This is a genomic window from Kitasatospora sp. NPDC101176, from assembly GCF_044768035.1.
Lineage (GTDB): Bacteria > Actinomycetota > Actinomycetes > Streptomycetales > Streptomycetaceae > Kitasatospora.
Genome location: NZ_JBIWPA010000003.1, coordinates 244796 through 266970, shown reverse-complemented (window position 1 = coordinate 266970; position 22175 = coordinate 244796). Strand labels below are relative to the sequence as shown.

Here is a 22175-nt window from a genome sequence, read left to right as displayed (position 1 = left end):
GGCCGCTGGGAGAGAAGCCTGGTGCCGTTTGCCCTGGTCGGGTTGAACCTGCTGGGGGAGTTCAGATCGCCTCGCCGCCCCGTGGGTGGGGCGGCGAGGCGGGTGTTGCCGTCAGCGGGCGTCGAACTCGCCGGTGCGGACGGCGGTGACGAAGGACTGCCAGGCGTCGGCGGGGAAGGCAAGCGCGGGACCGTGAGGGTCTTTGGAGTCACGGACTGGGACGGTGCCGGGGAGGCCGTCTGCCACCTCGACGCATTCGCCCCCGCCGCCGCTGTACGTGCTCTTGCGCCAGCGAGCGCCGGATAGGTCAAGCTGCACGTTCAAATTCCTTCCGTACTACGCGGATCAGCTCAAGCGACGCGGCCAGAGGCAGGGCCTCGGCTTGCAGCCGATCGTACTCCCTGCTCCAGCCAGCGAGGGTTTCGGCGTCGCGCTCCAGATAGCCCCGCTGGTGGCTCTCTGAGTAGCCGAGCAGTGAGCGATTGGGCATCGTGAGCAATGTGACCGGGTGTGCGAACGGCCGGTTCTCTCCGAGGCTCAGTGGCGCGATCTGGAGAGTCACGTTCGGTCGGTCGACGAGCTCTTCGAGATGGGCCAACTGGTCGGCCATCACGGCTGGACCGCCGATTGGCCGTCGCAGACTCCACTCATCGAGAACCGTGTGAATGTAGGGAGGGGATGGCCGGTTGATCCGTTCCTGTCGGGCAAGGAGAAAGCGTGTGCGCTCGTCGGCTTGCTGCTGTGTGACAGATCCGCGCCGGACGAAGGCCTGCTCATACGCGGTGGCGTAGTCAACGGTTTGCAGCAGTCCTGAGATCACCCCGATCTGGAAGAGCCGGAGCGCGGTTGCCTCCGCCTCCCGCTCGGCGTACTCGGGGAAACCTTCTATGAGGATGCTGTGTTCGAGCTGGTCGAGCATGAGGGCGAGCGTGCCACCGGTGGTGAGGTACTCGTCCACGACCTCCACTAACCGACGGCTCGGCGGGCGGACGCCGCGCTCGATGCTGGAGATGTAGGCGCCGGAGTAGGCGATGGCCTCTCCGAGCTCCGTCTGGGTCAGGCCGCGTGCCTCGCGTGAGCGGCGGAGCTGGATCCCGAGGGCCGCGTAGGGAGATGACGTAGGATCAAGATCCTTACGGTTCATGATGCTTCCCAACTGAACCATGCTGAACTGGCGACTTCAGATCCTTCCCTGCGAGGGGGTCGTTCCGCAACCATTTTCCACACAGAGCGTGAAAGATCGGCTGCGGAAGGTTATTCCCATGACGCATGACCAAGTGCCCGAGCTGCACGGCTACGGGGTTCGGTGGGACCCCGAGGGGCGGTGTTACCGGGTGCGGAACGAGATGACGGGGGAGTGGCTGTGCCAGGACTCCGGCGGGTTGAAGGGGTTCTCCTCCTTCACGGATGCCTGGAGTGCCTGGCGGGTGTTCGAGGTGCACAAGCGGCCGGGGGAGCACTGATGTCGACCCTCTCCCGCGTGACCGCCGACCAGCGGCGCCAGGCCGCCGACGCCCTGGACGACCTGACCACCGTGCTCGCCCTGGGCGGGGTGACGCTGCCCTCCGCGGAGGTGGACTGGGAGTACGGGCGCCGGACCGGCTGCTACCTGGTCGCTCTGGGGGCAGCCCGGGCGTCCGAGGTGCTGCGCATCGTCGACCTGCTGCGCAAGGGGCTTCGCTACGAGCGCCTGACGTATGACGACTGACCTCCTCGCCCGTCTGTGCTGGTGGGCCTGCTTCGCCCTGCTCCTGCTGTTCGTCGCCCTGAGGAAATGACCCCCTGATGCGTGATCCCCGTCTGCTGGCCAAGCCGCCCGTGTGCCGGCTCGGCTGCCTCGCGCTCGTCCGCAACCTGCGCGGCGACGTCCTGCTCGTCGACCCCGACTACCTGGACGGCATGATCCTGCCGGGCGGTGCGGCCCGGCCCAACGAGCCCCCGCACCTGGCCGCCGCCCGCCACCTGCACCACGACACCGGCCTGACCCTGAACCTGACCGCCGTCCTCGCCGTCGACTTCACCCCCGCCGACCGCCACCTGGAACGCCTCGCCCTGGTCTTCGACGGCGGTACCGTCACCACCGAGCGCCTCACCGTCGCGCCCCGCCACCGCAGCGCCCTGCTCGGCGCCCGCTTCGTCCCCGTGCGCCGCCTGCCCGACACCATGGCCCCCGCCCAGGCCGCCCGCCTCGCCGAGGCCCTCTCCGGACGCTCCCTGCCCCTCCTCCAACTCGGTCAGCGGGCCGCCTGAAGGGCGTGCAGGAGTTCCTCGCCCAGGGCTTGGCCGGTGGCCGACCCGTCGGGCAGCCCGTAGTCGCGGTACCAGTCCGCCGGTGCCTCCGGGTGGGGGCCGCTGACGGCGACCCGCCCGGACCCGTACGGGGCGACGACGGCCGCGGCGCGCTCGTTGCCGTAGCGGGCGAGGACGTCCACGCCGGGGCCGTCGACGTCGAAGTACGGGCCGTCCTGGAAGTACATCCGCTGCGGGCGGCCGCGCCAGGCGACGGCGACGAGGTGGTCCCGGTCGTCGGTGACGGTGGCGCCCGGGGTGCGGATGTACTGGCCGGAGTCGCCGGGCAGCAGGTCGTAGCCCGGGTCGCCGGCCAGGTAGCCGCCCATGCACAGCCCCAGGTAGCGGCCGCCGGCGCGGACGTAGTCGCGCACGAGGTCCGGGGTGAAGCCCGGGTCCTGGCGCAGCAGGCGCCAGGCGGTGCCGACCTCCTGGCCGTTGGTGCCGCCGGGTTGGGCGTACAGGGCGGCGTGGTCGAGCGCGCCGGGGCCGAAGTGCAGGTGCTCCTGCGGCCCGATGTAGTGCACGGCGTAGCCGTCGTGCTCCAGCAGCTGCCGGGTGGCCTCGGGGCAGCCGTCGCAGGCGGCCGGGCCGCGGTAGACGAGGGCGAGCGGGCGCCCGCCCGGGTCACCGGCGGGGTCGTCGTCCGCCGCGCCCTCCGGGGAAGCCGGGGCGGCCGGGGCCGGTGGCGCGGGGGAGGAGCTGCAGGCCGAGGCCGTGAAGACCGCCGCCGCCACCGCCAGGGCCGCCGCTGCCCGTCGAATCCGCCTCATCGCCCGTACGCCCCCCACCGTCGACACCCCTGGCCCTGCCGCGGCACGCGGTGTCGACCGCATGCCGACGGCGACGCTACGGGCCGTCCGGGGTGCCGTGCACATCCGCCGCCACGGACGGGTGACGGGCGGGCCCACCGGCCCCGGGCGGCTACCCGGTGGCGAGCGTGCGCAGGGCGCTCAGCAGCGCGTCGGCCTCGGCCGGCGGCAGCGCCGCGAGGAAGCCGCGGTCGGTCTCCGTCCGCACACGCTCGGCCCGGCGCAGCAGCCGCCCGTCCCCGCGTGGTGAGTCGGACGATGGTGCGGCGCCGGTCGGACGGGCTGCGCCGGCGTTGCGCCCGGCCCCTCGACCCGCTGCGGAGCTGAGGACCGTAGCACGCGGCTGTCGACGAGGGGGCGGGTCACGTCCGGCGCCGGGAGCGGGCAGGGGTTCAGGGGGCAGGGGTCAGCGCGGGCAGGTGGTGTCCGCGGCGGGGAGGGCGCCGGTCACCAGGTAGGCGTCGACGGCCTGTTGGGCGCACGGGCTGTAGCCGCCGAGGTAGAGGCCGTGGGTGCGGCCGGGGACGGTGACCAGGCGCGAGCCGTGCAGGCGGGTGTGCATGGCGAGGGCCTCCGGGTAGGTGGTGTGGGTGTCGCCGGTGGACTGGATCTGCAGGGCGGGCACGGCGTTGTCGACCTCCACCGGGGTCTCCCGGGGCGCCTGCGGCCAGAACGCGCAGGGCGTCGGGCCGTTGTAGACCGGGCCGAAGACCGGCTGGGAGGCGCGGGAGCGCTCGACGGCGGCGCGGTACCACTGCGGGTCGCGCGGCATGGCGACGTCGTCGCACAGGACGGCCATCGCGGAGGCCAGGTCGAGGTCCGCGCCGACGCTGCGCGGCTGGAAGACGACGGTCAGCAGCTCGTGCAGCCCGGGCGTGACCTGCACCGGCTTGCCGTCCGCGGCGTCGAGGAGCTGGCGCAGCACGGCGGCGTAGTCGGCGCCGTCGCGGTCGTCGCCCTGGCAGACGGTGAGCAGCACCGGCAGCAGGCGGCCGTCGACCTGGAAGCCGTCGACGGCTATCGGTGCGGCCTCGGCGCGCCGCACCAGGTTCTCGACGGTGGCGCGCACGGCGGCCGGGGTGGCGCCGAGGCCGTACTCGCGGTGGTGGGGGGCGGCCCAGGCGGCGAAGTCGTCGAGGGCCCGCTCGTGGGCGGGGCCCATGTCCTGGAACATCAGGATGCCGTAGCGGGCGGGGTCGGGGGCGCTGTCGAGGACCAGCCGGTCGACGCGGCCCGGGAACATCTGCGCGTACACCGCGCCCAGCAGCGAGCCGTAGGACTGCCCGAACCAGGAGGTGCGCCGCTCGCCGAGGGCGGCGCGCACGAGGTCGACGTCGCGGGCGATGTTGCGGGTGGTGAGGTGGGGCAGCAGGTCGGGGTACTTCGCCCAGCAGGCGTCGGCGTCGTTCTTCGCCAGGCGCCGGCTCTCCTCGAAGCCGGACTGGTCGGTGCCCACCGAGCGCAGCCAACTGCCGCGCTCCAGGCCGCAGTCCAGGGCTCCGCTGGCGCCGGTGCCCCGGGTGTCCATGCCGATGACGTCGTAGGCGGCGGCCACCTCGGGCGCGGCCCGGGCCAGCAGCGCGGTGGGCATGTCCAGACCGCGGCTGCCGGGGCCACCGGGGTTGGTCTGCAGGATGCCGCGGCGTTCGGCCGGGTCGCTGGCCCGGATCCGGGAGATCGCGAGGTCGAGGGTGCGGCCCCGGGGTGCGCGGTAGTCGAGCGGGACCTTGAGGGTGGCGCATTCGGTGCCGCTGGCGGCGAGCCCGGGATCCGCGCAGGTGGCCCAGGTGACCGGCTGGTGGCGGTAGGCGGCGAGTCCGTCGAGGCCGGTGACCTCACCGGGGGCGCTGTCGGCGGTGCTGTCGGGGGCCCCGTCACTGTCGGGGGCGGTCCCGGGATCGTCCGCGCGGGCCCCGGGTGGGGCGGCGGACTGCTGCGGGGCCGTGGACTGCTGCGGGGCTGCGGGCGCCGGTGCCGCCGTGGCGGCGAGGAGGGCGGCCGTGGACAGGGCGAGGGCGGCGAGTGCCGTGCGGTGTCTCATACCGCCACCCTAGGTTCCCCCAGGTGTAGCTGATCGTCCGTCAGTTGACGCCGAGGCGTCCGGAGATGGGCATCGCGGCGTGGGCGAGGAGGGCGAGCTGGATCCGGTTGCTGGTGCCGGTCTTGGCCCGGATGCGACGCAGGTAGGTGTCGACGGTGTGCGGGCTGAGCTCCAGGCGGCGGGCGATCGCGCCGTAGGTGGCGCCCTGGGTGAGGAGCTCCAGGACCTGGCACTCGCGCTGGCTCAGCCCGGCGATGGCGGAGGCGGCGGGGGCCTGCGCAGCGGGTGCGGCGGGTGCGGGCGCGGTGGCGAAGGACGGGGTGGTGACGGGCATGTCGGAGCCTCTCTGCCGCGGGCGGCCCGGGACGGACCAGGACGGAACGGGACGGGGCGAGCCGGGACGAACCGGGGCGGGCCGGGGAGGGCGGCCGGTCGGGGTGGTCCGACCGGCCGGCGGCGTCACATGATCGGCTTGCAGAGCGGGGTGTGGCAGCTGCCGCCCCAGGAGGTGTCCGCGATGTTCTTGGTGGCGCCGGGCGGCTGGAGCACCGGCGACGGCTGGGTCGCCCCGATCGCCGGCCGGGTGTCCGTCGCCGCCGCGGCCGAGGCGGAGGCCGCGCCGCCGACCGCGGCGGTGAGCAGTCCGGCGAGCAGGGCGGTGGCGGCGACGAAACGCTTCAAGGGGTCCTCCAGGACGCGACAGGGGAGCGGGCGGCGGGCCGGGAGCCGTGATCGGCGGGGCCCCGGCGGCCTGTGAACTAGCATGACGATCAAGGGCCGCCCGCGCCATCGATCGGGGCCCCACCGACAGCACTGGCAGCAAGATGACCGGGGGACGGAAGTGGACGTTTCACCCCAGACCCCGCCGCATCCGCCCCGGTCGGCCGCCACGGGCACGGGCCCGGGCGTCGACCCAGGCCCAGGCCCCGGAGCCCTGGACGGGGCGGTACCGGCAGCCCTGCCCGTCCCCGTCCCCGTCCCCGTCCCCGTCCCCGCGCCCGCTCCCGAGCCGGCCGACGGTGCCGCCTACGCCTGGGTGCTGGAACACGGCAGCCTGGACGCGGCCGCCCTCGCCGCCCACCTCACCGGCCTCGGCCTGGACCCCGACGGCGCCGCACCCGCCCTCGAACGCCTCCTGGCCTGGCAGCTGGTCCACCGCGACCCCGACGACCCGCGCCTGGGCAGGGCCGTCGCCCCCGAGGCCGCGATGGCCGCCCTGGCCGACCCCGTCGAGGCCGCCGTCCGGCGCAGCCGCGCCGAACTGGCCCACCGCCAGGCCCTGGTGGCCGGCTTCCTGCCGGTCCACCGGCAGGCCGTCGCGGGCGGGAACGGCGCCGCCGGCGGGGACGCCGCCGTGGTCGGCGCCGCCATCCGCGCCGCCGGCGGGAACGCCGCCGCCGGCGGGGACGCCGCCGTGGTCGGCGCCGCCGACGCCAGCGCCGCCGACGCCGCGGACGGGCCCGCGACCGACGCCCCCGGCGCGGACGACCCCCCGCAGCTGCAGGTCATCGCGACCCTGCCGGAGGTCCGCGCCGCCCTGGACCGCGCCTCCGCCGAGTGCCGCAGCGAGGTCCTCACCAGCCAGCCCGGCGGCGGCTCCCGCGTCCCCGCCGCGATGGAGGACGCGCTGCGGCGCGACCGCGTCCTGCTCGCCCGCGGAGTGCGGATGCGCACCCTCTACCACCACACCGCCCGCTTCAACGGCCCCAGCCAGGCCTACGTGGAGGCGGCCACCGCGCTCGGCGCGGAGTACCGCACCGCCCACGAGCTGTTCGGCCGGCTCATCGTCTTCGACCGCGAGCTCGCCTTCCTGCCCCTGGACGACGGCTCGTGGGGCGCCCTGGTGGTGCGTCAGAAAGCCCTGGTGGCATACCTGTGCGAGATCTTCGAGCAGACGTGGACGCTGGCCAGGCCGTTCGCCGAGGCGGCCGAGGACGGCTTCGGGCAGGTCGCCCAGGAGCTCGACCAGACCATCGTGCGGATGCTCGCCGCCGGCCTGAAGGACGAGGCGATCGCCCGCCGGCTGGGCATGTCGCTGCGCACGGCCCGCCGCCACATCGCCGACATCATGGACGAGTTGGCGGCCGACAGCCGCTTCCAGGCCGGTGTGGCCGCGGCCCGCGCAGGGCTGTTGGACGACTGAGCCCCGGACGGACGGCCCGGACGGACGGGCAGGCGCCCCCGGACGGAAGGCCCGTCGGGAAGGCCGACCCGTCCGCCCCGCGACGGGCCGGCCGAGCCCGCCCGTGTCACGTGATCCCGGGACCGGGAACCCGGGACTGTGCGTCACGGCGGCCGCTGCGCACGATGGATCATCGGAGCGGGGGCGGCGGGAACCCGGCCGAGGCGGAGGTGAGGCGATGCTGTGGGGCCAGGAGTCGCACCTGCCGACCCTCCGGGACGACGACCTGCTGCAGGACGTCGTCGGCTTCCTGCAGCGCCGACTCGGCCACGGTCCGGCCCTGTTGTGGACCGAGGACGACGGCCCGGACGGCGACGAACCGCCGCCCGCGCCGGACGCCCACCGACGGTCGAGGCACACCGCCGCCCTCGCCGCCGCGCTGCACGAGCGCCTCGGACGGCTCGTGGAGCCGGCCGCGGTCGGGGGCGCCGGAGCCCTCACCGGCCGGAGCGCGAGCAGCCTGTTACTGTTCCAGCGCCGTGGCGCCGGGCGCGTCCAACCGACAGGCCCCGGTGGGCGGTTCGGGCCGGACCGGGCGGACGGATCACCACAGACCGTCCGGCTGAGGCCCGGGCAGTGGCTGCTGCTGCCACCCGGCTGCGGCTACCGCCTGCAGTGCCGGCCCGGCGCCGAACCGCTGGTGCTGCGCATCCCGCTCACCGCCGGCAACGGCCCGGCGGGCCCCGACACCCCCGGGCCGGCCGGCTGACCACACACCACCGCGCCGCACCGCCCCTCCCGGCCACCGGAACCCGCCTCCCCGGCCACCGGATCCCGCCTCCCCGGCATCCCCCCGGCACCAGGCCGACGCGCCCACCGGCGCACGGCCGCCCCACCGGGCCCGCCCGACCAGGGCGCGCCCACCCCCGTCCCGAAGGAGACCACCATGGGTACCCGCACCACCGCCACGACCACCACCTTCGCCGTCCTGGCCCGCCGGACGGCGCTGTCCGTCGCCGCCGCGGCCGCCCTCGGCGCGGCGACCCTCGCCCCGGCGGCCGCCTCCGCCTCGGCCGGCCACGCCCCGACCGTCCACGGCCCGGTGGTGCGGACGCCGGCCGTCCACGGCCCGGTCGGCCACGGCACGACGCCCGACGTGCACACCGACCACATGGCCATCGACGACTGCGGCCACCACTGCCCCTCGCACATCAGCTGACCCCGGACCCCGGACCCCGGATCCCGGATCCCGCGGACACGGGTCCGACGACAGACCCCAGGGGCTCCGGCGGCCGTCCAGGCCACCGGGGCCCCCGGCCCGCGCCCGCCCGGCCCGCGAGGCCCCGACGCCCGCCGCAACGCCCCGTACCGGCCGCCCCGCCCCCGACGAACCACCGGAAAGGACCCGCCACGGCCATGGACCGGCTCGAACGCTGCGTCGGCGACCCCGAGACCTTCCTGCGCCGGCACTGGCGCCGGGGCCCCGCCCTCCTCCACCCCGCCGACCCGCCCACCCGGCTCCTCACCCCGCAGGCCCTGTCCGACCTCGTCGACGGCGGAACGCTGCGCACCCCGTACGCGACCCTGTCCACCGCCGGGGGCGACCCCCTCCCGGAGGAACGGTTCTGCACCCCGCGGACCGTCACCGGCCACCCCCTCCAGGGCTGCCTGGACCCGGCCCTGGTCCGCACCCTGATCCAGGACGAGGGCGCCACCCTCCACCTGCACCACCTCGAACACTGGCACCCGGGTGTCCGGGAACTCACCACCGGCCTGGCCGAGGCGACGGGACGCCCGGCCGAGGCCTTCCTCGACCACACCCCGCCCGGACCGTACGGCCCCGCCCACCGCACCGACGGCGACCTCCTGGTGATCCAGCTCGACGGCACCACCCACCGGCGCGTCCACCCCGCACCCGCCGACCCCGCCTGGCGGCCCGGCCGCGAGGACACCCCCGGACGGTGCCTGCTGGAGACGCCCGTCCACCCCGGCGAGGTGCTCTACGTCCCCGACGGCCACGCCCACACCGCCCGCGCCACCGGGCCCGCCCCCTCCCTCCACCTGACCGTCGCCCTGCGCGAGGCCCGTGCCGACCACCTGCGCGCCCGGCTGCGCACCCTGCTCGCCGACAGTCCCGCCGACGGGCCCGCCCTGCCCGAGCGCCCCCTGGACGAGGCCGACCTGCTGCGCGCCGGCGCCGTCCTGCTGGACCACCTGCGCGCCCGCCTCACCGCCGTCACCCCCGAGGACCTGGTCGCCGGGGCCCGCCGCACCGCCCACGGCGCCTGACCCGCCGCCCGAGCCGTCGTCCGAGCCGTCGTCCGAGTCGCCCGAGCCGCCGCCTGAGTCACCCGGCGGCGCCCCGACCACCAGCCCCGGCCCCCGGCCCGCCCCGAACCCGGACCCCCGCCCCGAACCCGGCCCCCGGCCCGCCCCGACCGCCCGAGAGCGAGACCCGCAGATGACCCAGAACTGGCTGCACCGCTGCGTGGCGGACGAAACGCACTTCCGCACCGCCCTGTGGCGCACCGCCCCGGCCGTGCTGCGCCCCGCCGACCCGCCGCTCGAGGTCCTCACCCGCCCCGAACTCGCGCGGCTGCTCGACCACGGCCTGCTGAGGATCCCCTACATCGGGCTCCACCAGGGCGCCGCCGAGCTGCCCGCGCACCGGTTCTGCCGCCCCCGGGCCGCGCGCGGCCAGGTGCTGGACGACTGCGCGGACGGCCCGTCGGTGCGCGCCCTGGTCCGCGACGAGCGGGTCACCGTACTGCTGCGCCACGTCGAGCAGTGGCACACCGGCGTGCGCGCACTCGCCGCCGGCCTGGGCGCCCGCCTCGGCCTGCCGGTGCGGGCGGACTGCGTCCTCGCCGCCCCCGGCGGCCGGGACCACCCGGGGCACGGCGAGGACGGCGACGTCCTGGCCCTCCAGCTCTGGGGCACCGGACGCTGGCGGGTGCACGCCGCCCCTGCCACCGAGGCCGCCCCCGCGTCCGGCGCCGGGCCCGCGGCGGCCGGAGCGGGCGAGCTGCTGCCCGACACCGTGCTGCGCCCGGGCGAGGTGCTCTACGTCCCGCGCGGCCTCGCGCACGCCGCCCGCGCCGAGGGCGACGAGCCCTCCGCCCACCTGGCGCTGACCGCGCGCGAACCGGCCACCGCCGACCTGCGCGCCGTCGCGCAGGCGCTGCTCACCGACGGCTGCGACCTGCCGGAGCGCCCGCTCGACGAGGCCGCCCTCACCGCCGCGGCCGCCGACCTGCTGGCCCACGCCACCCGCGTCCTGGACCAGCTGACCCCCGCCGACCTGCTCGCCGTCACCCGCGCCGTCCAGCTCCGCGGCCTGTCCTGACGGCCGGCCGCCACCGGCCGCGCTCCGGAATTGACCCATGAAACCGAGGTGGAATTGCCACCTGTCCGTGGGTCTTTGGCAATCTAGTCTGATCACATGACGACGACGAACACCACCGCCCCCGCCGCTGCCACCACCGACACCACCGCCGTCCAGGCCCCCACCACGGCCCCCGTGCTGACCCGCTGCGCCGAGGCCGAGATCTGCGCCGACCCGAGCAGCACCATGACCCTGCTCGCCGACTCCGCGCACACCGAGGGCGGCTTCACCAGCTACCGCTCGACCTTCGCCAAGGGCGCGGTCGGGGCCCCCGCCCACTTCCACACCAAGGCGTGGGAGCTGTTCTTCGTGATCAGCGGCTCGCTGCAGGTGCTGCTCGGCGAGGAGGTCACCGTCCTCGGCGCGGGCGACTTCCTGGCGGTGCCCCCGCACACCCCGCACGCCTTCGCCGCCGCCCCGGGCGCCGAGGCCGACGTCCTGTTCGTGTTCACCCCGGGCATGGACCGCTTCGACTACCTGCGCCTGCTGGGCAGCGTCATGCGCGGCGAGAGCGACCCGAGCGCCATCGCCGCCTCCGCCGAGCGCTTCGACAACCACTACGTCGACAGCCCCGCCTGGCGCGCCGCCCTCGCCCGGAACGCCTGAGCCCCCGGAACGCCTGAGCCCCCGGACGGCCCGAGTGCCCGGGCCTGCCGGCGCCCCGGGCCGCAGGTGGGTGCTCCCGACAGGCCGGGGCGGGCCCGGTGTGGAACGGTGGAAGCCGGGGGTCCTGGTGGTGAGAGGAGAAGCCGATGTCGTCGAAACGTCGTCGCAAGAAGAAGGCCCGGGCCAGGCGCGGTGCCAACCACGGCCGCCGCCCCCAGTGCTGAGCACCGGGGCGTGAGCGCCCGGCTCCGCATTCCGGCTCCCCAACGCGGGCCGGGGCCCATCCGCCCCGGCCCGCGTTGCTGTGCGTGCGTCCTCTCCGTGCGTGCCGCCCCCGCCGGCCACGCCCGTCCCGCGCAACGGGCGACGTCCTCGGCGACGGCGGGATCCCGATCCCCGCCCGGTGCCCGTCCGACCGGCGCGCCGTCCTTGCACCCGACCCTGCCGGGCCCGAACCGCAGTCGGGAACCCGATGTTCTTCCATGAGCCCTCCTGGGAAAGCCGTGTGGCGAACAGTCAGGCGATGCCACGTCACACGTTCTTTCCGTCAGGTTCGTTCGCCCTGGAACACGGCCGTCACCGGGTGGGGATCCCGGCCGTCGACTCCCGCGGAATCCTCATGGCGGCGTTGTTCAAGTGCGCGAACCATCGTTCAACTGCGGTGCCGGAGCACCGGATAGCCTTGCGTGCGGCGGACCTTTCGCCGTCCACCTGCGGCAGCAGGAATGCTCTTCGCTCAGTGCTGGTCGTCGTGGCCCGGTGTCGGTGAGTCGGGATAAGGTCCCCTCAAGATCCCGCACATCGAGATCCTCAATGGGAGATCTGACATGAGCAGCAGCGCAAGCAAGCACGAGGGATTCTCGGCCGACGAACGGGCCGCGATGAAGGACCACGCCGACGAGCTGAAGAAGGCGGCCAAGCGCGGCTCGAAGGCCGACAAGGCGGCGGAGGCCGAGCGGGACGTGCTCGCGAAGATCGCCGAGATGCAGGACTCCGACCGGGTCATGGCCGAGCGCGTCCACGCCGTCGTCACGGCCAACGCCCCGGTCCTCGCGCCGAAGCTCTGGTACGGGATGCCCGCCTACGCGCTGGACGGCAAGGTCGTCCTGTTCTTCCAGAGCGCCGAGAAGTTCAAGGCCCGCTACGCCACGCTCGGCTTCAGCGACCAGGCGAAGCTGGACGAGGGCACCATGTGGGCGGCCGGCTTCGCGCTGACCGAGGTCACGGCCGAGGTCGAGGAGAAGATCGCCGCGCTGGTGAAGCAGTCGGTCAGCTGACGCACGCCTGAACCGCATGCGACGCACCCCGGTGGACGGGCCGGGCCCCGGTGGCCCGCGTCCTCCCGGGGAAGGACCGCTCGGGCCCGACGGGGCCGGGCGGTCCCCGTCGTTTCGCCAGTGCTCCTCCGGCTCGGCACCGTCGGACTCGATGGCCCACTGGCGGTGGGCCGGCGGCATCCCTACGCTCGGTGCGAGTGTGCGAACGGTCGCTGTTCGTGCCGGAGGTCCGATGGCGGAGCAGCGGGGGGCTGTGGGTCGTGGCGGGTACGGCATTCCGGTTCGCGGGGCTGCGGGAGCACGATCCTGACGGCTTCGGCGGGTTTCAGCTGCTGGCACGGCTGGGTGAGGGCGGGATGGGTCAGGTGTTCCTGGCCCTGTCGCCCGGCGGGGTGCCGGCGGCGGTGAAGGTGATCCGCTCGGAGTTCACGCAGGAGCCGCAGTTCGCCGAGCGGTTCGCTCTGGAGATCGCCGCCGCGCAGCGGGTGCGGGGTGCGCACATCGCCCCCCTGCTGGACGCGGACGCCCGGGCGGAGCGGCCGTGGTTGGCGACCTCGTACGTAGCGGGCCCCTCGCTGCGCGACCTGGTGCTGGGCACCCGCGGGCTGCCGGAGCGTCAGGTGCTGCTGCTGGCAGGGGGGATCGCGCACGCACTGGCGGACATCCACGCGGCCGGGGTGGTGCACCGCGACCTGAAGCCCGCGAACATCGTGCTGGACGAGAGCGGGCCCAAGGTCATCGACTTCGGGATCGTGAAGTCCCTGACCCAGTCGGTGACCTACTCCAGCCAGTCGACCCGGATCGGCACCCCGTTGTACATGTCGCCCGAGCAGGCGATGGGCCGTGCGGTGGGCCCGGCCTCGGACGTCTTCGCGCTCGGCTCCACCCTCTACTTCCTGGTCACCGGACGGGAGGCGTTCGGCGCGGAGAACGAGTGGGCGGTCGCCCACCGGATCGTCGCCGACACCCCGGACCTGGGCGCTGTCCCCGAGCCGCTGCGCCGGCTGATCGCCGACTGCCTCGGCAAGGACCCGGGCCGCCGCCCGACACCGGCCCAGGTCCGGGAACGGTGCGAAGCGCTCCTCGGAGGCGCGGCCGGCCCGGGAGCCTGGATGGGCATCGACGGGGCGCGCGAGGCGATCCGCGAACGCACCGACGCCCTGCGCGCGCTCACCGCCCCGCAACCGCCCCAGACGGGCCGCACCCCCACCGGGCCCGGGACCCGGCCCGATCGCGGAGACGGCGACGAGCGGGAGCCCGACCGGCCCCCGGGGCCCGCTTCACGGCCCGGCCCACCCGGCGAACGCCCGCCGCAGCCGCCGGAGCACCCCAAGGAGCGCCCTCCCGCAGAGCTCGTCAAGGCCCTGCTCCTCATGGCGGCCGCCGCTCTCGTCGGAGCGGGCAAGAACCCGATGATGGAGCAGACCTTCACGCTCACCGCCGAGCAGAAGACGGTTCAGGTGGTCCTGGCCTTCGACTGGAAGCACCTCTTCGGAGCGGCCAACGGCAGCCCTGACCCGAGTGACTGGCTGATCGTCCCGATCGGCTTCATCGGGGCCGCCGTGGCGATCGTCCTCGCGGCGACCGGGCTGCCCCGCGCGGGACGCGAACCGGGGAAACTGGCAGCCGTGGGAACCGGGATCTCCGTGCTCTGGGCCGGGCTGTCCATCCTCCTCTTCCTGGGGATCCTCCAGGACCACAGTGGTGACTCCGGGTACACCGCCGTGAACAGGCGCCTCCTGACCGGCGGATGGCTGCTGCTCGCCGCGAACGTCCTGGTCCTGGCCGCCGGCGCCGTCCTGATCTGGTGGGAGGAGATCAGGCCGACCCTGAAGCCGAACCGGAACTGACCGGGCCGTCGACCAGAACGCGCCGGGAGCGGGCGAACGAGGGAGCGCGGCACCGCCCGGCCTGTCGTACGGGGGTCCAGGGCATGGGTGACGTGGTGTTCCCGGGGCACCTTCGCCGCTTCACCGCCCGAGCAGCCCCGGGCCCGCCGGTGGCTCGGCCCCGGGCCCGTCCACGGCGGGGGAGCGGGCGCAGTGGGCGGCGCGGGCCCGGGTGCGGACCTCGGCGACGGCCGGGCAGGTCGCGTAGACGCGGGTGAGGTGCGCCAGGTGGTCGGCCTCCGACCCCAGGGCCCGCGGCGGTTCGGCCGCCGGGACGGCGGCCGGCGCGGTGGGCGCCGCGCCCGGGTCTGGCAGGGCGCCGGCGGCCGCGCGCTCCAGGGCGGCCGCCAGTGCCGCGGCCTCGGCGGTGGCCGCCGCCCGGTCGGCTGGCGGCGGGAAGCGCCGGGTCGCGCCGGCTAGCCACTGCGCGGTGCGCGGGTCCAGGTGCTGGCGCAGGATCAGCCGGGCGTCGTGGATCTCGATGATCCGCCGGTACAGCGCGAACTGCGGGTCGCGCGGCGGCAGGAGCGCCGACAGCCGCCGGACCGGGACGAGCGCGATCTCCGGCAGCACGGTGTGCAGGTCCCGCCAGAGCGGGGCGAGCGCCCGGTGCCGGCGGTGGGCCAGCAGCCAGCCGCTCACGGCGGCCGGCACGACCGGCCACGGCGTCGCGCCCAGGCCCGCCCCGAGCAGGCCCGCCCCGAGCAGGGTCACGCACACCAGTCCCAGCACGCCGCACAGGGCGTCCTCGGCACCGTCCTGGGAGCCGGTGACGGCCGCGCGCACCACGTCGTCGACGCCCCAGGCGGTCCACAGCAGGCCGGCGGCCACGCCCAGCACGATCAGCCGCAACCCGGTGCGCGTGGGTCCCGGCCCGCCGGACGCCCGGGTGAGCCGCAGGAGTTGACGCAGCAGGGCGGTGAGGCAGTGGGCGAGGTAGAGCACGCCGACGGCGCTGTACCCGGCCAGCGCCAGGTGGGCGCCGGTGGACGGCGCGGCGCTCAGCTCGCGGGCCCCCGGGCCGGGCGAGGCCAGCGCCAGCAGCGCCGCCCGCAGCGCCAGCACACCGGCGAGCACGGCGAGTCGGCGCCGCACCGCCCGGCGCCCCGGTTCGGGGGTGCACAGCGCCAGGGCGAGCAGCCGCACCGCGCAGGCCGCGCACAGCCGCAGCGCCTCGCCCACCAGCACCGGCACCAGGGGGACCACCGGCACCGGTGCGAACGGACCGAGCCGGTCGGCGAGTTCGACGCTGGGCGGGGCGAGCAGCAGCAGGGCGGCGGACAGCAGGGCGGCGGCGTGGCGGGTGTAGCGGGCGACGGCGCGCGGGCCGGTCCGGCGGCCGTGGGCGAGACGGCAGGTGCCCAGGGCGAAGAACAGGGCCACGCCGTAGACGGTCAGGCCGGTCACGGCCGTCCCGTCCGCGGCGTGGCGCCCGCGGAGCCGGCGCGCGGTCTCAGACCGGCGCCCGGGCTCGGTTCGGCGCCCGGTGCGGCTGCGGGTGCGGTGCCCGGGCTCGGTGCGGTGCCTGCTGCCGGTTCGGGTGCCGCTGCGGTGCCCGTGCCCGGATCGGTGTCCGCCGGCGGCCGCACCGCGGGTGCGCCGGTGAGCAGGGCGTCCAGGGCGTCCAGGAGGTCCAGGCCGCCGGCGCGCGGTGCGGCGTCGGGGCCCGGCGGGTGGGCGGCGTCGGCCTCGGAGGCCCGGCTGAGGATCAGCGAGGCCAGCAACTCGGCCTCCCGCTCCTGGGGTTCGTCGTAGCAGGTGCGCCCGAGCACCCGCTGCACCAACGCGGGGGACAGGTGCGGCAGCAGGGCGGAGACCGGGCCGAGCGGCGCCGAACCGGCGTGTTCCAGCAGCAGGTGGGCGATCTCGTGGACCAGGATGTGCCGGCGGTGCAGCGCGCTGGTGTCCGCGGTGTACAGGATGTAATCCGTCTCCCGGGTGGAGACCAGCAGCCCGCAGGGCGTCCCGGCCCGGGCGGCCACCGGCAGCAGGGAGATCGGCCGCCCCCGCCGCCGGGCGAGCCGCTCCAGCAGCACCGTGGCGTCGAACGGGCTCGGCAGTTCCAGTCGTTCGGCCACCCGCCGGCAGCGCCGTAACGCCACCCGGTAGCACCTGTCGTCCCACACGCCGTGTTCCCTCCCAGCTCAGCGATCCCTCACCCCCGATCCCCCGATCGCTCCGGGTCCCCCGACCCGGCCACCCCCGATCCCCCCGACCCTCCGGGTCTGCGAACCCCTGTTCCCGCGGCCCTGCTCCCACGACCCCGGCCCCAGGGCCGCGGCCGCCCCCGAACCGTGGCCCCCGACCGTGGCCCCGAACGCCGTCCCCGGCGATGCGCCGATCCCCCGATCGGCCCGCCCGCCGGGCCCGTCGTGCACCTCCCCGTGCGCCCCCGCCCGTCGGTCCTCCCGCCCCGCTCGCCGGCCCTGCCCGTCCGCGGCCCCCGCCGCCGGCGTCAGGGCGCCTGGTTGCGGCGCGCCGCGTCCCGGCGGGCGATGACGTCGATCAGCTCGCTCACCGTGTCCAGGCCCTCGGGCGACAGCCCGACCGCGCGCAGCGCCAGGCTGCACACACCCGCGTCCCGCAGCGCGCCGAGCAGGGCGAGCTCCTTGGCGATCTCCGCGCCCTGCCGCTCGTCGAAGAAGTACGCCGGCGGCACCTGGAAGAACCGGGCGAGCGCCTCCAGGTGGCGCTTGGTCGGGTTGTCCCGGCGCCCGGTGCGCAGCTGCCACAGGTAGGTGGTGGAGAAGGACTCCCCGGTCGCCGCGCGGCAGGCCCGGGCGACCTCCTCGTTGGTGTACTGCTCGCGGTCGGGCCTGCGGACGGTCTGGAACAGCGCCTCGATCCGGGCCGCCAGCCCGGACGGCTCCGCCGGCCCGGACCGATCCGACGACCCGGACCGATCCGACGGCCCGGACGGCTCCACCCGTGCGGACGGCTCCGCCGGCCCGTCCTCCCGGGGCGACCGTGCCATGACCCACCCCACCCTTCCCCCGGCCGGGCCCCGCGCACCGCGCGCCCTGGTGGGCGCGCCGGGACCGGCCACGCCACGATAGCCCAACGGCATGAGCTGACGTGGATCCCAAGTCACCCGGGATTCACCTTGGTTGACCCTTCCGGAGGTGCCTGACATGCTGGACGGAAGGCGGCCCGAACGATCTGATGAGTCGTCAGACTCGTTCTTTTTGCCGACACTTGACGTTTCCCCCGGGGCGGCCGAACGATCTTCGCCCACCGGTAGAGTGACCGGCTCCCGTGGGAGCGCGAGGTGTTGACGACCAGCGGTGGCACCCGGCCCGACCGGCCCGGCCCGCCGACGGCAGGAACTGGGAAAGGGGACAACCGTGGACACGGCGGCACGACGACCGCAGACCGTGCGACTGGGCTTCCTGTGGCGGGCGGCCGGCGCCCCCGTCGGCTGTGTGCTCGCCCTCGCGATGGGCGCCGTCCTGGCCGACTCCGGGGACGCCGGCCGGATGGGCGCCGTCCCCGCACTCCTGCTCTCCGGCGCCGCGGTCCTGTGCGCGGCCCTGCCCGTCCCGTACGGCTTCTGGGTCCGCGCCGACGAACACGGCCTCACCCTCGTCCGGGCGTTCGTCCCGCGTCGCTACCGGTGGCGCGACATCGACGGCCTCACCATGGACGCCGGACGCGACACCGACTCCGGCATCCCCCGGCTCGTCCTGCTGCTGCGCCTGAACCCGGACCCCCGCGCCACCGCCCGTCCCGTCCGCTCCCGCCCGTCCCTCCGCTCCCTCCGGCCCCTCGCCTCCCTCCGAGGGCCCGGCCGCGCCGACCGGGGGACCCGCCTGCACGGGCCCGTCCTGGGCATCCTGGGCACCACCCGCGACGGACTGCCGCGCGGCACCGAATCCCGCCGCCTCGCCGACCTGTTCGACCTGCTGCGCCGCCACGGAGTCCCGTTCGAGGACCACCGCTACGCCGACCTCGTCCTCACCGCCCACGGCTACCCCGCACTCGCCCACACCGCGGGCCCCGAAGCCCGTCCCGAAGCCCGCCCCGCCGCCTGACCCGCCGCCTGACCCCCGGGCGTCCCTGGCTCTGAAGCGGTCCCTGACCCCCGGACGCCTGGAACGCCCTGCCGCCGCGTTGAGCCGCCCGGCGGCCCGCGGCCGTAGTCCCCGACGGGTGCGCGCCCGCCGGACGGCGCGCCAGGACGTCAGGAGGGCCGGCGTGCTCAGGTTCCACGGCGCGTGGCGGATCACCGTGGTCGGCAAGAACGCCGACTTCGACCAGCGCGCGGTGGTGCGCAGCCCCTACGGAGCCCGGGTGCTCCCCGGGCGGGTCGGCGCCACCCTGGACGTCGACGAGGACAGCTGGGCACTCACCCTGGAACACCACCTGTGGGGCCGCAGCTGGCAGCCCAACCTGCGCACCACCCCCGGGCCGGTCACCGAACGCGACGGCGTGCGCAGCCGACTGCTGGTCAGCAACGACTGCCACTGGCCCGGCAAGCCCCTGGACTACGTCAACTTCGTCCTGCGCCTCGACCAGCTCCCCACCGCCGCCCCGCACCCGCTGCCAGTCCGGGCCGCCGCGCGTCACCTCGGCGCCGTGCCCCCGAACCCGGCCCCCGCCCGGGCCGCGCGCCACCTCGCCGCCGTCCCGCCGCCACCGGCCGCGCCCCGCGCCGTGCGCACCTCCTCCGACGGCCCCGCCACGGCCGCGCCCCGCCCGCAGGAGGACACCGCCACCCGGTAGGGCCCGGCCGGCCGCCGTCGGGCCCAGCCGTCGGGCTGCTCCCGGGGTGGCCCCGGCGTCGCGGGCCCACCGGCCTGCCGGGGGCGCGGGCCACGGGGATAAAGTCCCAGGTGAGCACCGTCGCGCCCGAGGAGACCCCGCCATGCCGACCGACCCCGACGCCACCACGGCCCCCGCCGCAGACGCGCCCGCCGACCGCCCGTCGACCGCGCGCTACGGCCTGGGCACCGCAGCCGTCGGCCGGCCCGGCTACATCACCCTCGGACGCGACGCCGACCTGCCCGCCGAGCGCACCGTCGAGGCGCTGCGCGAGCGCACCCACGCCCTGCTCGACGCCGCGTACGCCGCCGGTGTGCGCTACTTCGACACGGCCCGCTCCTACGGCCGGGCCGAGGAGTTCCTCGCCCAGTGGCTCACCGCGCATCCCGAGGCCGCGGCCCACGCCACCGTCGGCAGCAAGTGGGGCTACACCTACACCGCCGGCTGGCAGGCCGACGCGGCGGGCCCGCACGAGGTCAAGGAGCACTCGACGGCGGTGTTCGACCGCCAGATCCGCGAGACCCGCTCCCTGCTCGGCCCGCACCTGGACGTCTACCTCGTCCACTCCGTCACCCCCGACAGCCCCGCCCTGACCGACCCCGACCTGCACGCCCGCCTGGCCGGCCTGGCCGCGCAGGGCGTGCGGGTGGGCCTGTCCACCAGCGGCCCGGCCCAGGCCGACACCATCCGCGCCGCCCTGCGCGTCACCGCCGACGGCCGGTCCCTGTTCGCCGCCGTCCAGGCCACCTGGAACCTCCTCGAACCCTCCGCCGGCCCCGCGCTCGCCGAGGCCCACGCGGCCGGCTGGCTCGTCGTCGTCAAGGAGGGCATGGCCAACGGCCGCCTCGCCGACCGCAACGCCACCGGCCCCGACACCACCGCCCTGCGCGCACTCGCCGCCCGCACCGGCGCGTCCACCGACGCCCTCGCCCTGGCCGCGGCCGCCGCACAGCCCTGGGCCGACCTGGTCCTGTCCGGCGCCGCCACCCTCGACCAGCTCGCCTCCAACCTCACCGCCGCCACCCTCCACCCCACCCCCGAGGACCTGGCCGCCCTCACCGCGCTCGCCGAACCCGCCGACGCGTACTGGCGCACCCGCTCCGCCCTGCCCTGGGCCTGACGCACCCGCTCCGCCCTGCCCTGCCCTGCCCTGGGCCTGACGCACCCGCAGCCTGCGGCCGCGCGGCGGCCGGGCCGTCGGTGCCCGCCGAGGGCCGGCTGTCGGTGCCGGCGCCTAGCGTGAGGCGAATGACCCAGCCCCAGCCCCTGCCGCCGCAGGCCACGCTGCCCGTCCCCCTCCCGCCCGGCCGCCCGGTAGCCGGCGAGCAGTGGGGGCGCCGCGAGCCGTACCTGTGGATCAGCGACGACGCGGCCCCCGCCGGCCTGTGGCAGCAACTGCACCGCGCCCACCCGCAGACCGGCCTGTGGCCCCTGCTGCTCGTACCGCTGCGAGAGGACGGCGAGTTCCGCCCCTGGCTGTCCGGCGAACTCAGCCCCGAGGCCGCCTCCGACCCCTCCTACTACGACCCCGCCGCGCTGCTGCGCACCTGGTGGCGGGGCATCAGCAGCACCGGCGAGGACGAGGACGGGGACGAGCTCTTCCCGGAGGACGCCGCCGAACTCCAGGAGGCCCTCGCCCCCTTCGGCCCCCGGTGGCCCGGCCCCGCCCCCGCCGCCACCCTCCGCGAGGGCGCCGCCGGCAGCGAGGCCCGCGCCCTGGCCGACGTCCTGCAGGGCCTGCGCGGCCCGCGCCTGGGCCTGGTCGGCGCCGCGAGCGGCGCCGAAGCCCTGGTCGCCTGCGGGTGGCGCGGTCCGACCAACCACGAGGAGGACACCGCGAAGATCGCCGCCGTCCTCGCCGACTGGGAACGCCGCTTCGGCGCCCAGGTCGTCCAGGTCGGCTTCGACACCCTGGACCTGAGCGTCGCCGCCCCGCCCACCACCCCCGCCGAGGCCCTGCGCGTGGCCGCCGAGCACACCGCCCTCTGCCCCGACCTCGTCTTCCAGGGCACCGGCGCCCTCACCGCCTACGCCGAGGAACTCGTCGGCAGCCACCACTGGTCCTTCTGGTGGGACTGAGGCGGCGGGGCTGAGCCGGCGGGGGCTGCCTGCCGTGCGGGGGCCGGGGGCCGTCAGCTCCGGCGGGCGCCCCGGAGGATCCGGGCGACGACGGCCGCGGCCCGCTCCGGGTGCTCCTCCAGCCAGGCGCCGAGGTGCTCCCGGACGGCCTCCGCGACGCAGGCGCGCACCGGGTGGTTGCCGAGCACGTCGCGGATCGACCCCTCGAACTCGGGGTGGTCCAGTTTCACCGACACCACCGCCGTCAGGCCCTCGCCGATTAGCTCGGGGCCGACCGGTGCCGGGGCGGGCTCCACCGGGTCGGCCGTGCGGGCGTACGCGTCGAGCGCGGCGGCCACCCCGTCGCGCAGCCCCTCCAGGTGCGTCCCGTGGGCGGTGGCCCGGCTGTTGGCGAAGCCGCGCACCCGCTCCCCGGCGCAGTCGCGCCAGCGCAGCGCCACCTCCAGCGTCCCCGCCATCCGCGGGTCCTCGCACTCGAAGCCGATGACGTCCGGGTGGACGGGCGTCACGCCCTCCCCGTCGAGGAGGGCGACGAAGTCCCGTGCCCCGCACGGGAAGTGGAAGCGCTCGGACCTGTCCCCGGCCGGGCCGCGCCGGTCGGTCAGCGAGAGGTCCAGGCCCCGGTTCAGCAGGGCGAGCTCCCGCAGGTGCTCCGCCAGCACGTCGAAGGAGCACCACGTCGTCTCGAAGATCCCGGCATCGGGCCGGAACGCCGGATCCCGGAGAATCTCCGGCCGGGCCGACCACCGCGCCGCGGCGTGCCGACGGTGCCCGGCCGTGCCGCGCCCCCGGGGGCCGGGGCCGGGCCGCGCAGGGCTGTGGCATGCTGCCGTCCGTCGTCCGGGATCGTGGTGACGGCGCTGGTCAGCGGCCCGGAGCCGACGGCCCGGTCACCCCTCCGCGATCCTCCCCGT

Annotated in this window: 25 protein-coding genes; 15 read left to right on the top strand and 10 right to left on the bottom strand. The window is 76.1% G+C overall.

What is annotated here, in order from left to right:
* Positions 1-111: 111 nt before the first annotated feature.
* Both ACIRS1_RS06465 and ACIRS1_RS06460 read right to left on the bottom strand, forming a co-directional pair.
* Complete coding sequence (locus tag ACIRS1_RS06465) at positions 112-324, bottom strand: DUF397 domain-containing protein (RefSeq protein WP_402837332.1); 213 nt, start codon at positions 322-324, stop codon at positions 112-114.
* Positions 308-1144 (bottom strand): helix-turn-helix domain-containing protein, encoded by an 837-nt coding sequence (locus ACIRS1_RS06460; RefSeq protein ID WP_402837330.1) that lies wholly within the window; start codon positions 1142-1144, stop codon positions 308-310. Before ACIRS1_RS06460 ends, ACIRS1_RS06465 begins: the two co-directional genes overlap by 17 nt.
* Positions 1145-1262: 118 nt before the next feature.
* Here ACIRS1_RS06460 and ACIRS1_RS06455 point away from each other — a divergent pair, with 118 nt between their 5' ends.
* The 3 genes from ACIRS1_RS06455 to ACIRS1_RS06445 all read left to right on the top strand — a co-directional run bounded on the left by ACIRS1_RS06455 (position 1263) and on the right by ACIRS1_RS06445 (position 2250).
* On the top strand, positions 1263-1463 hold the full coding sequence (locus ACIRS1_RS06455) for a hypothetical protein (RefSeq protein WP_387902701.1): 201 nt from the start codon (positions 1263-1265) through the stop codon (positions 1461-1463).
* The gene (locus ACIRS1_RS06450) at positions 1463-1708 is read left to right on the top strand and encodes a hypothetical protein (RefSeq protein ID WP_360207101.1); all 246 of its coding nucleotides are present in this window, start codon (positions 1463-1465) and stop codon (positions 1706-1708) included. Before ACIRS1_RS06455 ends, ACIRS1_RS06450 begins: the two co-directional genes overlap by 1 nt.
* Before the next feature lie 77 nt (positions 1709-1785).
* A complete protein-coding gene (locus ACIRS1_RS06445) occupies positions 1786-2250 on the top strand; it encodes an NUDIX domain-containing protein (RefSeq protein WP_402837328.1) in 465 nt (154 codons plus the stop codon).
* On the opposite strand, the gene ACIRS1_RS06440 is transcribed toward ACIRS1_RS06445, so the two are convergent.
* From ACIRS1_RS06440 to ACIRS1_RS06425, 4 genes are all read right to left on the bottom strand, one after another.
* Entirely contained in the window at positions 2235-3062 is an 828-nt protein-coding gene (locus ACIRS1_RS06440; RefSeq protein ID WP_402837327.1) for a BPL-N domain-containing protein, read from the bottom strand. The genes ACIRS1_RS06445 and ACIRS1_RS06440 overlap by 16 nt on opposite strands.
* A gap of 445 nt (positions 3063-3507) precedes the next feature.
* Entirely contained in the window at positions 3508-5142 is a 1635-nt protein-coding gene (locus tag ACIRS1_RS06435) for an alpha/beta hydrolase (RefSeq protein WP_402837325.1), read from the bottom strand.
* 40 nt (positions 5143-5182) lie between these two features.
* Entirely contained in the window at positions 5183-5476 is a 294-nt protein-coding gene (locus ACIRS1_RS06430; RefSeq protein ID WP_402837323.1) for a response regulator transcription factor, read from the bottom strand.
* A 125-nt stretch (positions 5477-5601) separates the two neighbouring features.
* On the bottom strand, positions 5602-5823 hold the full coding sequence (locus ACIRS1_RS06425; RefSeq protein WP_402837321.1) for a hypothetical protein: 222 nt from the start codon (positions 5821-5823) through the stop codon (positions 5602-5604).
* 160 nt (positions 5824-5983) lie between these two features.
* Here ACIRS1_RS06425 and ACIRS1_RS06420 point away from each other — a divergent pair, with 160 nt between their 5' ends.
* The 8 genes from ACIRS1_RS06420 (at position 5984) to ACIRS1_RS06385 (ending at position 14382) form a co-directional block, all read left to right on the top strand.
* The gene (locus ACIRS1_RS06420; protein ID WP_402837320.1) at positions 5984-7285 is read left to right on the top strand and encodes a LuxR C-terminal-related transcriptional regulator; all 1302 of its coding nucleotides are present in this window, start codon (positions 5984-5986) and stop codon (positions 7283-7285) included.
* A 217-nt stretch (positions 7286-7502) separates the two neighbouring features.
* On the top strand, positions 7503-8033 hold the full coding sequence (locus ACIRS1_RS06415) for a hypothetical protein (RefSeq protein ID WP_402837318.1): 531 nt from the start codon (positions 7503-7505) through the stop codon (positions 8031-8033).
* Positions 8034-8210: 177 nt separating this feature from the next.
* Positions 8211-8483 (top strand): hypothetical protein, encoded by a 273-nt coding sequence (locus ACIRS1_RS06410; RefSeq protein ID WP_402837317.1) that lies wholly within the window; start codon positions 8211-8213, stop codon positions 8481-8483.
* A gap of 197 nt (positions 8484-8680) precedes the next feature.
* Positions 8681-9553 (top strand): JmjC domain-containing protein, encoded by an 873-nt coding sequence (locus ACIRS1_RS06405; RefSeq protein ID WP_402837315.1) that lies wholly within the window; start codon positions 8681-8683, stop codon positions 9551-9553.
* A gap of 172 nt (positions 9554-9725) precedes the next feature.
* Complete coding sequence (locus ACIRS1_RS06400) at positions 9726-10610, top strand: JmjC domain-containing protein (protein ID WP_402837313.1); 885 nt, start codon at positions 9726-9728, stop codon at positions 10608-10610.
* Between the two features lie 96 nt (positions 10611-10706).
* Positions 10707-11255: a cupin domain-containing protein gene (locus tag ACIRS1_RS06395; protein ID WP_402837311.1), complete on the top strand. Its 549-nt coding sequence runs from the start codon at positions 10707-10709 to the stop codon at positions 11253-11255.
* 827 nt (positions 11256-12082) lie between these two features.
* Positions 12083-12532, top strand: a complete 450-nt coding sequence (locus ACIRS1_RS06390) for a hypothetical protein (RefSeq protein ID WP_360207131.1) — start codon at positions 12083-12085, stop codon at positions 12530-12532.
* 50 nt (positions 12533-12582) lie between these two features.
* Entirely contained in the window at positions 12583-14382 is a 1800-nt protein-coding gene (locus ACIRS1_RS06385) for a serine/threonine-protein kinase (RefSeq protein WP_402837308.1), read from the top strand.
* A 120-nt stretch (positions 14383-14502) separates the two neighbouring features.
* Here the strand turns inward: ACIRS1_RS06385 and ACIRS1_RS06380 are convergent, their stop codons facing one another.
* The 3 genes from ACIRS1_RS06380 to ACIRS1_RS06370 all read right to left on the bottom strand — a co-directional run bounded on the left by ACIRS1_RS06380 (position 14503) and on the right by ACIRS1_RS06370 (position 17395).
* Positions 14503-15828 (bottom strand): MAB_1171c family putative transporter, encoded by a 1326-nt coding sequence (locus tag ACIRS1_RS06380; protein WP_402837306.1) that lies wholly within the window; start codon positions 15826-15828, stop codon positions 14503-14505.
* On the bottom strand, positions 15825-16547 hold the full coding sequence (locus tag ACIRS1_RS06375; RefSeq protein WP_402837304.1) for a ParH-like protein: 723 nt from the start codon (positions 16545-16547) through the stop codon (positions 15825-15827). The genes ACIRS1_RS06380 and ACIRS1_RS06375 overlap by 4 nt, the downstream gene beginning before the upstream one ends.
* Before the next feature lie 329 nt (positions 16548-16876).
* Positions 16877-17395, bottom strand: a complete 519-nt coding sequence (locus ACIRS1_RS06370; RefSeq protein WP_402837303.1) for an XRE family transcriptional regulator — start codon at positions 17393-17395, stop codon at positions 16877-16879.
* A gap of 370 nt (positions 17396-17765) precedes the next feature.
* Here ACIRS1_RS06370 and ACIRS1_RS06365 point away from each other — a divergent pair, with 370 nt between their 5' ends.
* The 4 genes from ACIRS1_RS06365 to ACIRS1_RS06350 all read left to right on the top strand — a co-directional run bounded on the left by ACIRS1_RS06365 (position 17766) and on the right by ACIRS1_RS06350 (position 21261).
* Positions 17766-18452 carry a hypothetical protein gene (locus tag ACIRS1_RS06365; RefSeq protein ID WP_402837301.1) on the top strand — a complete coding sequence of 229 codons (687 nt, stop codon included), beginning with the start codon at positions 17766-17768 and terminating at the stop codon, positions 18450-18452.
* Positions 18453-18615: 163 nt separating this feature from the next.
* The gene (locus ACIRS1_RS06360; protein WP_402837299.1) at positions 18616-19143 is read left to right on the top strand and encodes a hypothetical protein; all 528 of its coding nucleotides are present in this window, start codon (positions 18616-18618) and stop codon (positions 19141-19143) included.
* A 142-nt stretch (positions 19144-19285) separates the two neighbouring features.
* A complete protein-coding gene (locus ACIRS1_RS06355) occupies positions 19286-20302 on the top strand; it encodes an aldo/keto reductase (protein WP_402837298.1) in 1017 nt (338 codons plus the stop codon).
* A gap of 128 nt (positions 20303-20430) precedes the next feature.
* A complete protein-coding gene (locus tag ACIRS1_RS06350; protein ID WP_402837297.1) occupies positions 20431-21261 on the top strand; it encodes a DUF4253 domain-containing protein in 831 nt (276 codons plus the stop codon).
* 53 nt (positions 21262-21314) lie between these two features.
* Here the strand turns inward: ACIRS1_RS06350 and ACIRS1_RS06345 are convergent, their stop codons facing one another.
* On the bottom strand, positions 21315-21923 hold the full coding sequence (locus tag ACIRS1_RS06345; protein ID WP_402837295.1) for a hypothetical protein: 609 nt from the start codon (positions 21921-21923) through the stop codon (positions 21315-21317).
* Between the last annotated feature and the right edge of the window lie 252 nt (positions 21924-22175).